Below are 8,941 nucleotides of genomic sequence, written 5' to 3' on the forward strand. Positions count from 1 at the left end.
GGGGGCGGTCATGCGGCGTCTCCCGTGGGGTTGTTGGCGATGGACCAGGTGAGGGCGCTGCGGATGGTCGCGTCGACGTCGCGCGGGGGCAGGCCAGCCGTCTCGCCCGCTGCCTTAAGAGCGTCTTCGACCTCGCCGCGGCTGAGCTGGCCGTTGGCGATGAAGCGGCCCAGGGCGCGGGCGGCGCGGGTGAGGGCCCAGTTGCGGGTGCCCTCCGCGGCGGTGGCGACGTTGGCAGCCTCGTTGCGCAGGGCCGCCGCCGCGTACCCGCCCGAGCGGCCGGTCCGCGGACGGGGCACGGCCCGAATGGGCCGCGCTGCCGGCGCCGGTGGGGCGAGCAACACGGCCAGCCAGGCGGGGAGCGGGGCCGGTTCGGCGTCGTGCTCGACGGTGTACGGCCGGCCGCCGACCACCGAGCCGGGGGCCACGACGTAGCCGCCGGCGGCACGGGTGTCGATCTTCCAGCCGAGGCCGCGGCCCCGGTCGCCGCTGCTGTTCCGCAAGGTGAGGCCGGACGGGGCGGCGAAGTACAGGTGCAGGCCGCCGAGCCGGGTGCGGACGGTGAACGTGCCGACCGGGTACGGCTGGCAGTGCTGCTCGCACAGCGCGGCGAGCATGTCGGCACCGTCCCGGACACCGAGCGCGGCCCACGGCTCGGGCGGGGTGTCGCCGGGGTGCTTGGGCACGTCCAGATCGACCACCACCAGCCGCGACGGTCCGGTGGCAACACCGATGTTGTACGGCCCATGGCCCCACGCCCGGCGGATCGCCGCGGGATCGGTGGTGGCGCGCTGTTCCCAGCGTTGGTGGCCGGTGGTGCAGGGGCCGGTGCGGGGGCAGTGGTCTTCGGCGTGCAGGGCGGGGCGCTTGCTGCCGGGGTGGAGCGGGAAGAGGTGGTGGCCGCGGTCGGCGGCGGTCAGGGCGGCGGCGAGCAGGGCGTTGGGTGCGGTCATCCGCGGGTGGTCCTTCCAGAGCACAGGGCCGGTGCCGGTTCGAGTCCGGCACCGGGCCCCGCAGCAAGTCAGAGGTCGAAGAGGCCGTCCGGTTCGGCGACGGGCGCGATGGCGCGCTGGGTCCGGCGGGCGCGGGTGCGGGCGCCGTCGTGGCAGGTCGGGCACCAGGCGGCGAGGGCACGCTTGGGCAGGGCCGCGGCCCGGTGTGCGGGCAGCAACAGGTCGGCCGGGTCGGCGGGGGCGACGATCAGGCGGACGGTACCGCCGCCGTGGTGCTGCTGGTAGCCGCCGTGCTCGCGCTGGCAGCGGCCGCCGTGCTTGGCGTGGGACGTGCCGCAGGCGCCGCGGCACTGGCAGCGGCCGGCCGAGGCGGCCAGCACGGCCAGCCACAGGCTGTCGGTGGCGCCGCCCAGCGGCGGCACCCGGCCGGCGGTCACCGGACGGCTCCCGCGGTGAGGTCGTTGACCAGGTGCGCGTGCGCGTTCACGTGGCCGACCAGGGCGGCGATGGTCTGCTTGGCCTGCCGGGTCATGTCCGGGCCCGGCTGGGTGCTGGACGGGGCGACCAACAGGTTGGCGGGGACCGGGATGAGGACGGTGGCGGTGAGGAGCAGGGCGGTGCGGTCGGCGCGGTCGGGCCGGGCGAGGGCGGTGAAGCCGGCGCGGCCGGTGGCCCACGGGTCCGGCTGCCAGTCGGCGATGATCCGGGCGGGCCAGGTGGCCAGCGCGCGGTGCCGCAGCGGCACCTCGATCCGCAGTGCCAGGTCGTCGGTGTCCTCGTCCGGGGCCACCAGGGTGAGGGTGTGGAGGTCGGGGCGGAGGTGGACGTAGCCAGGGGCCATGACCGGGGCGGTGGCGATCCGCCAGGCGGCGCGGGCGAATTCGGCCGGGGTGAGCGGGCCGCCGAAGTTGTTGAGCAGGGGGCTGTTGTTGGCGAGGTAGACGCCGAAGCGGGAGCGGCCGTCGGACGCCCGGTCCTTGTCGGTCTTGTCGTCGGTGAGGGCGAGCGTGTGGGTGGTGAACTCGGGCATGCTGGAGTCCTGGTTCGTCTCGTACGGACTGGATGGGCCCCGCAGCAGCCGCTCTCTGCCAAGAAATGACGGCTGCTGCGGGGCTTTGCGCTGATCGAGCTGTGTGGGGTTGCCTAGAACGGGGGCTCCGCAGTCGGCGCGGCGCCGGCCGGGGCGGTCCTCGCCGCGGCCCACGGGTCGTCGGTGACCGGGGCCGGGCCCGGGGCGTTGGTGCGCTGGGCCTTGGTGACGGTGGCGGTGGCGAACTTGAGGCTGGGGCCGATGTCGTCGAGGTCGAGGCCGAGCATGGAGCGGTTCTCGCCCTCCGGGGTCTGCCAGTTGTGCTGGACGAGGCGGCCGGTGGCGACCACGCGCATGCCCTTGGTCAGGGTGTCGGCGGCGTGCTCGGCGACCTCGCGCCAGGCGGTGGTGCGCAGGAACAGCGCGGTGCCGTCCTTCCACTGCCCGGTGGTCTTGTCCCAGGTGCGCGGGGTGGAGGCGATGGTGAAACGGGCCATCGCCACCCCGGCGGGGGTGAAGCGCAGTTCGGGGTCGTCGGTCAGGTTGCCGACGACGGTGATCGGGGTCTCTCCCACGGACACGGGGCCCTCCCAGGGGCGCTCGGTGGTGTCGGGAGCGGGTCTGTCCGTCCCCCGCACCGCCCGCGCGCCGGCCGCTGGTGGCGGCGGTGGCGCGGGCGGCACGGCCGGTCGGCACAGGCCGGGGTCAGCGGTTGCGGTAGGCCCGTTGTCGACACCGCGGGGTGCAGTAGCGGGCGGGGCGGCCACGCCCGCGGCGCAGGGGCATCGAATCGCCGCAGATGGGGCACTGAATTTCGTCACGGATTACGTCACGGGCGCTGACCGCGGGCGCCGCATCAGCGGTGGTGATTTCCCACAGCACCCGGGCGATTCGGTCGGTCCCGCGGTCAGTCCGGGGACGCGAGGGGGTGTCCCAGCCGCGCCGCGGCGACAACTCGGCGACCCGACGCCATCCCGCCGCGCGCAGAGAAGCCCCGGACTCACCGTCCTGGGTGTAGGTGATCAGCCGGCGGTAGCCAGCTGCTCGGGCCGTTCGCCACGCTGCCCCGTACAGCGCGGAGCAGGCGTTTGCTGCCCCATCGGTGGCCAGCCGGGTCACTTCGAGCGTCAGGCCATCGTCGAAGGCCCGCGCAACCGGGCGGCCGACGATGGCCACCCCAACCAGATCCCCGCCGGACAGCAGGGCCAGGCTGAACTTGTGCCCCTGCGGCCTCTTGTGGTGGCGATGCAGCCGTTCCACCACCACACACGCCTCCGCGAACGACAGCGGCTGGACAGTAAGGCCCGTGGTCACGCGCGGCGTGGTCATCGGTTGCGGTTGGAGACGTTGACGGACAGGTTCACCGCGCCGCCCCGGCCGCCCCCGCCACCGCCTCCGGTGTTCTTGAGGAGCCAGACGAGGGCGAGGACGGCGGCGAGCAAGCCGAGCCCGGTGGTGGCGGCGGCCACGGCCTGGAACAGGAAGCCGAGACCGATGCCGGCGGCGCCAGCGCCGATCCCGCCGGCGAGCAGCCGGGCGGGCCACACGTCCCGGCCCGGCTCCGCGGCCGGGGTGGGGAGGTAGACGGAGGTGGGTGCGGTCGGGACCGGGGTCTGCTGGTGGGTCAGGTGCGGTACGGGTGCGGGCCGGTAGACGGCGATCGGGGCTGTGGTGGGCGGTGTGGTGTAGAGGGGGTGGCCGTCGGCGGTGTAGAGCACCGGCGTGGGCGCATAGGGCTGGTGGTCCATAGCGGTGCTCTCCCTCGGTTCGGGTCAGTGATGGGTGATGAGAGCGACCAGGGCGGTCAGGAAGGTGTTGACGGGTCCGGCGACGCCGGTGGAGGCGAGGGTGAAGCCGGACAGCCAGAGCGCTCCGGCGGTGGGCAGCGAGACGCGCCGGCCGCGGATCAGCAGGACGCTGATGATGGCGGACAGGACGGTCAGGCTGATGGAGACGATCACGAGCAGGGTCCCTTTCCGGGCGTCGCGGGGTGCGGTCGGCCCTGCTCGGACGGTCCGGGCGGGGCAGTGGTGCCTGTTGGCTGCCTGTCGTGTGGCCTGTCTGTCGCCTGTTGCCTGTCGCCTGTCTGTCGCCTGTAGTCCCGCAGGTCAGACAGGGGGATGACAGGTTCGGAAGCGTCCGAACCCCTCTCCCTGGTGATGGGGGCAACAGGCGACAGACAGGCGCCGCAGATCAGCCCTCGGCGGGCGGCTGCGGGGCGTGCCGGTGGTGGACGTAGCGGGCCTTGCTGCCCTCGCCGACCCGGACGACCTCGCCCGACTCGGCCCACGCCTTGAGCCAGCCGACGATCGTCGGCCGGGTGGTGCCGAACTCGGGCCGCAGGACCTTCTCCATCGCGGACGCGCCGGTGCCGTTCGGCCCGGCGGCGAGCAGCAGGGCGAGCGCGGCGTCCTTGGCGCCGGGCTCCTCCGGGGCGGCCTGCTCGCGGCCGCTGGTCCAGGTGGACGGGTCGGACCAGTCCGTCGCGCTCGCGCCGCCGCTGCCGGGCTCGTCCGCCGGGGGCAGCAGCCAGATCGATTCCAGGTCGTCCGGGTCGGTGGCGGGCGGGTTGTCCCAGTGGGCGGTGTGCTTCCATCCGCCGGGCAGCGGGCCGGTGTTCAGCCCTCGCTCGGTGTCGCCCGCCGCGGGTGCCGGTGCGGGGCCGCCGGCCGGGACCGGGGTGGGCTCGCTCCACAGGTGGCCGCAGCGCTCGATCAGCCACCGGTTCACGTAGTCCGGGCCGGCGGCCTCCAGCGACGGCGCGTCGAGCTGGGGGCGGCGGTGGGCGGTGCGGGCGCAGACGTCCTCGATCTGGGCGGGGGTAATGCGCCACTGGCGGCCCTTGGCGGGCTGCTTGCCCTCGGTGCCGACCAGCAGCGAACCCGGCCCGTCGAAGCTGTCCTCGGCCCGCAGGGCGCGCCAGCCGAAGAGGTGGCCGAGCTCGGAGTCCTCGAACGCCCCCGTCGCGACCCGGTTGGACGCCATCTTGCGGACCAGCGGGTCCGGCATGACGTCCTGCGTCACCCGCAGCACGGAGACGACGGCCCGGATCGCCATGGCCCGGGCGATCCGAATCACCTCGGACACCCCGGCGAGCACCTGGCGGGCTTCGCGGGTGGCGGCGACCTCGGCGCCCTCGTCCATCACGATCACGATCTCGGGGACGTCCGGGCCGACCGGGAGCTTGTCGTCGTTGGCGTCGCGCATGGCGTCCTGGTAGGCGACCTTGCGACGCTTGGCGATCCGCACCGCCGCCTCCAGCATCCGCTTGGCCTCCGCCGGGGTCGAGGCGACCCAGTCGACGCCCGGCACCGGGATGTCGGCGCCGGACCAGCGGGAGCCCTCGCGGTTGATTTGGGCGTCGCGCCAGGCGTTGAGCCAGGGCAGGCCGATCGATCCGGCGTTGAGGTCGATCACCCAGACCAGGGTGTCGTTGGTCTGGTTCAGCAGGGCGATCAGGGCGTGCAGCCAGTTCGTCTTGCCGGACCCGGTCGGGCCGGTGACGATCGTGGACGCCTGCCGCAGGTCCAACTCCGCCCGCGCCCCGTCAGAGAGCAGCCCGACCGGGACCGGATTGTTGACCGTGGTGACCTCGGCCAACTCGTCGACCGGGAAGGGCAGCTCGATGCCGGCCAGGGACTTGGTGGTCACCATGACGAGCACCCGGCGCCGGGAGATGCCGGGCGACGTCTGGAGACCGCAGCCCTCGGGCAGGTCCAAATCGGAGCCGAGGGCCTCGGTGCGGTCGGTGATGGTCCGTCGGGTGGTGCCGCCCTCGGGCAGCTCCAGCTCCAGGGTGTAGCCGGCGCCGGACGGCCAGTGCTCGATGCCGAGCACCACCACGTCGACGCCGCACACCCGGCGGATGCGGTCGGTCCAGTCGGCGGCCATCTGCCGGCGGGCGCCGATCAGCAGCAGGTGCCGGCGGGCCTCCTGCTCGACCTCCTCGTGTCCGGCCAGGACCGGGGCCAGCGTGCCGGTGGCGATCCCCGCCACCGCCAGCGAGCCGAGGTGCGGCCAGGTGAAGGGGCCGCCGTGGGCGATCGCCCACGAGGTCCAGCCGCCGGCGGTGAGCCAGCAGGCGGCGCGGAACGTCGTGGTGGCGGCAGTCAGCCGCCGGCGGGTCGCGGCGATAGTGGCGCCGAGGGCCCCGGCGGCGCCGGCGGCCAGCGCCCAGCCGGCGGGCATGCCGGTGGCGTGGCCGAGGCTAGCGGTGGTGAGGGCACCGAGGGTGCCGTTGACGGTGCCGGACAGCACCCCGTGGCCGGCCTTCCAGTCGATCGTGAACGGCGGCGGGTTCTTCCTGCTCTTGCGGGTGGTCATGAGGCGGTTCCTCCGCGGGAAGCGGCCGGGCCACCCACGCGGTGTGGGCGGCCCGGCCGGGGTGTTGGTGGTGCGGGGAAGGGGCGGAACCTACTGGACGTTCCACTTGCGCTCGGCCTCCAGGCCGTTGCGCGGGTTCTCGTTGCGCTCCAGGTCATCTGCGTGGGCCTGCCGGAAGACGGGGGCGACGTTCTCCAGCGCCTGGATGACCCGGCCCATGGCCTGGTAGCCCTGCGCGATCTCCTCGGAGACGACCGGGTCGAGCGGCAGGCTCTCGCGGCCCTGCTCCGCCAGCACGCGCAGGACCTCCTGGAGGGTGGCGAACGCGACCGGCAGGTCGTCGGCGAGGACGCCGAACTCGGTCATGTGCTCGGGGTCGAACGTGGACGCGGCCTGGAGCATCACGTCCGCCGCGGACGACAGGGAGAACGCGGGGACGGACTGCTGGTCGGACACGGTGGCCTCCTGGACGGTGGGCTTGCCGATGTGGATTCGGGCCGCCACCCGCCCGGCCGGGGCGGGGACGGTCCTGCTCTTAAGAGCTGAAGCGGCCGAGGTGGTACCGGGCTGCTGGACGCTCTCCGCCGGCACCGGCACCGCGGAGACGTCCGGGGTGCCGGCCGGGCCGCCGAGGATGGCGGCGTCGCGGGCTTCCCGGGCCGCGCGGGCCCGGGAGGCGAGGCGCTGCCAGGTGCGGCGCATGTGGGACGACACGCGGCCGGGGTGGCGCCAGTTGAACGCGGCGACGGAGGCGGCGCCGACCAGCCCGGTGGCCAGGGCGGCGGCGGTCATCCGGACCCGGTGCCGCCAGGCGGAGCGCCGCAGCCGCTTGGCCTGCTCCGGCGTCGCCGCCCGCGCCTCGGCCGAGCCCTTACCGGACTTGGCGGCGTTGGTGGCGGGGTCGATCCCGACCCTGCGCATCGCCTTCGCGTGGCCCTTGGCCAGGTTCCGGGCCGTCCTCGCCTCGGCCTGCGCGGCACGCTGCGGGGACGGAAGAAGCCACCGCCCCGCCGCACCGGCGCCGGTGCCGCCACGCGCGGCGGTCCGGGCGGCCTTGGCCAGGGTGAACGCCGGCCCCGACGACCCCCGACCCGTGCCGGCCGCGGCCGGACGGTGCCGAGGGGCCGTCACGCCCGGTGTGCCGGCGGTGGTGGTGGCTCGGCTCCGCGCCGGTCCGGTGCTGCTGCCGGGCGTGGGCCACCCGGTCCGGGCGGCGGCACTGCCGGCGTGGCGGGCCTGCGGGACGGAGCCGTATGGGGCTGGCCGGGCTGCCCCACCGTGTCTGGCGCTGGGGCGTGGGGTGTGGTGGAGGGCGGTGGCCTGTGGGGTGCGGGCCCGGTTGGCGCGGGCCCGGCGGGCCAGGGCGCCGACCGCCGCCGCGCCGGCGACGACGCCGGCGGTGGCGAGGGTGGCCGGGCCGCCGAGGGCGAGGGCGCCGGCGGTGAGGCCGCCCGCGGTGTTCGCGGCGGCCACCGCCAGCGGCAGCCCCGGCACCGCCGCGGCCGGGGCTGCGGTGGTCTTGGCGGGTTTGTCGGCGGGTGTGGGTGTGGTGGTCGGGGGCGCCGGGGCGACCTCGACCACGGTCGTGGTGGTGTCGGACACGTCGGTCTCCCTCAAGGTCAGAGCCGGTCGGGCTCCAGCGAGAAGAACAGGACGTTGGCCTGCTCCAGGTCGGGGTTCTGCCGGGCCAGTTCGGCGCGGATCTCGCGGTAGGCGCCGGTGCGGCTGCCGCCCGGGGCGATGGGGATGGTGCCCTCGGTGGTGAGGACACCGAAGCCACCCCCGATCTTGAGCTGAAGGGTGATCAGCCAGGAGTGGAGGATGGGCTGCGTGGCGGTGACGGTGGTGTTCTCGGGCACGGTGATGCTCCGTCGAGTCGAAGAGGAAAGACAGGAAGGACGGCCGCGGGTACGGGCCGGCGGGACGTACCCGCCGTACCCGCAGTGCGCGGATCGGGCGGGTACACGGGCCGCCCGGCGTACCCGCGGCCGGGCGAAGAGGGAGCCGCGGTCGGGTCAGGCCGGGACGCGGCCGGCGGCGGTGAGGGCGCGGAGGGCGGCCTGTACCCGCTGGGCGCGGGTCTGGCCGATGCCGTACTCGGCGCGCAGGGTGCGCACCGACGGCACATCACCGTGGGCAAGCAGGTTCGCGAACTCGGCCGCCGCGGCCGGCGCCAGCTCGTCCCACCCGGCCGGGTCGTCCCGCAGGTCATCGGCCCCGTCGGCCGCCTGCTCGACGGCGCAGGGAGCCTGCTCGTCCACAGGCTGTGGACACTCGTTCGGCTCCGCTAGCGTGACGATGGGGCGGGCCGGGAGCGGCAGGAACGCCAACTCCCGCACCGGCTCCACCCGCGCGGCGGGCTTCGGCTCCGGTCCCGCCGCGAGGGCGGGTACGGGGACCGGGTACGCCTCGGGTACGGCGGGTGCGGCCACGGGTACGGGCGCCGCGGTAAGCCGCTCGATCGGGCCATCGGGGACTGGGAAGGGCTGTTCGGTGGTGGTATCGGCGGCGTGGAGGACGTGGACGCGCCACAGCACCAGGGGGGGCGATGGCGGACACCAGGACGATGAGCTGCCAGCCGGGGTGGAGCACCTTGGCGCCGAGCAGATGCGCGGCGGCGTTGGTGGCGATCATC

General features: G+C 75.0%; 10 protein-coding genes and 1 pseudogene. All 11 read right to left on the reverse strand.

Annotated elements, in window-relative coordinates:
* Positions 1-8: 8 nt before the first annotated feature.
* Positions 9-953, reverse strand: a complete 945-nt coding sequence (locus AB0442_RS40725) for a bifunctional DNA primase/polymerase (RefSeq protein WP_366168571.1) — start codon at positions 951-953, stop codon at positions 9-11.
* 68 nt (positions 954-1,021) lie between these two features.
* Positions 1,022-1,390 carry a hypothetical protein gene (locus AB0442_RS40730; protein WP_366168572.1) on the reverse strand — a complete coding sequence of 123 codons (369 nt, stop codon included), beginning with the start codon at positions 1,388-1,390 and terminating at the stop codon, positions 1,022-1,024.
* Positions 1,387-1,983 (reverse strand): hypothetical protein, encoded by a 597-nt coding sequence (locus tag AB0442_RS40735; protein WP_366168573.1) that lies wholly within the window; start codon positions 1,981-1,983, stop codon positions 1,387-1,389. The genes AB0442_RS40730 and AB0442_RS40735 overlap by 4 nt, the downstream gene beginning before the upstream one ends.
* Before the next feature lie 113 nt (positions 1,984-2,096).
* Positions 2,097-2,564 carry a single-stranded DNA-binding protein gene (gene ssb, locus AB0442_RS40740; RefSeq protein ID WP_366168574.1) on the reverse strand — a complete coding sequence of 156 codons (468 nt, stop codon included), beginning with the start codon at positions 2,562-2,564 and terminating at the stop codon, positions 2,097-2,099.
* 289 nt (positions 2,565-2,853) lie between these two features.
* Positions 2,854-3,312 (reverse strand): annotated as a pseudogene (locus AB0442_RS40745) (XF1762 family protein); the annotation flags it as partial.
* Positions 3,309-3,731, reverse strand: a complete 423-nt coding sequence (locus AB0442_RS40750; protein ID WP_366168575.1) for a hypothetical protein — start codon at positions 3,729-3,731, stop codon at positions 3,309-3,311. The gene AB0442_RS40750 and the pseudogene AB0442_RS40745, both read right to left, overlap by 4 nt.
* Positions 3,732-3,755: 24 nt before the next feature.
* Positions 3,756-3,944: a hypothetical protein gene (locus AB0442_RS40755; RefSeq protein WP_366168576.1), complete on the reverse strand. Its 189-nt coding sequence runs from the start codon at positions 3,942-3,944 to the stop codon at positions 3,756-3,758.
* A gap of 232 nt (positions 3,945-4,176) precedes the next feature.
* Positions 4,177-6,306, reverse strand: a complete 2,130-nt coding sequence (locus AB0442_RS40760; protein WP_366168578.1) for a hypothetical protein — start codon at positions 6,304-6,306, stop codon at positions 4,177-4,179.
* A 90-nt stretch (positions 6,307-6,396) separates the two neighbouring features.
* On the reverse strand, positions 6,397-7,908 hold the full coding sequence (locus AB0442_RS40765; protein WP_366168579.1) for a hypothetical protein: 1,512 nt from the start codon (positions 7,906-7,908) through the stop codon (positions 6,397-6,399).
* A gap of 17 nt (positions 7,909-7,925) precedes the next feature.
* A complete protein-coding gene (locus tag AB0442_RS40770; RefSeq protein ID WP_366168581.1) occupies positions 7,926-8,165 on the reverse strand; it encodes a hypothetical protein in 240 nt (79 codons plus the stop codon).
* A gap of 156 nt (positions 8,166-8,321) precedes the next feature.
* Entirely contained in the window at positions 8,322-8,567 is a 246-nt protein-coding gene (locus AB0442_RS40775) for a hypothetical protein (RefSeq protein WP_366168583.1), read from the reverse strand.
* Between the last annotated feature and the right edge of the window lie 374 nt (positions 8,568-8,941).

The organism is Kitasatospora sp. NPDC085895 (assembly GCF_040702125.1).
GTDB lineage: Bacteria > Actinomycetota > Actinomycetes > Streptomycetales > Streptomycetaceae > Kitasatospora > Kitasatospora arboriphila.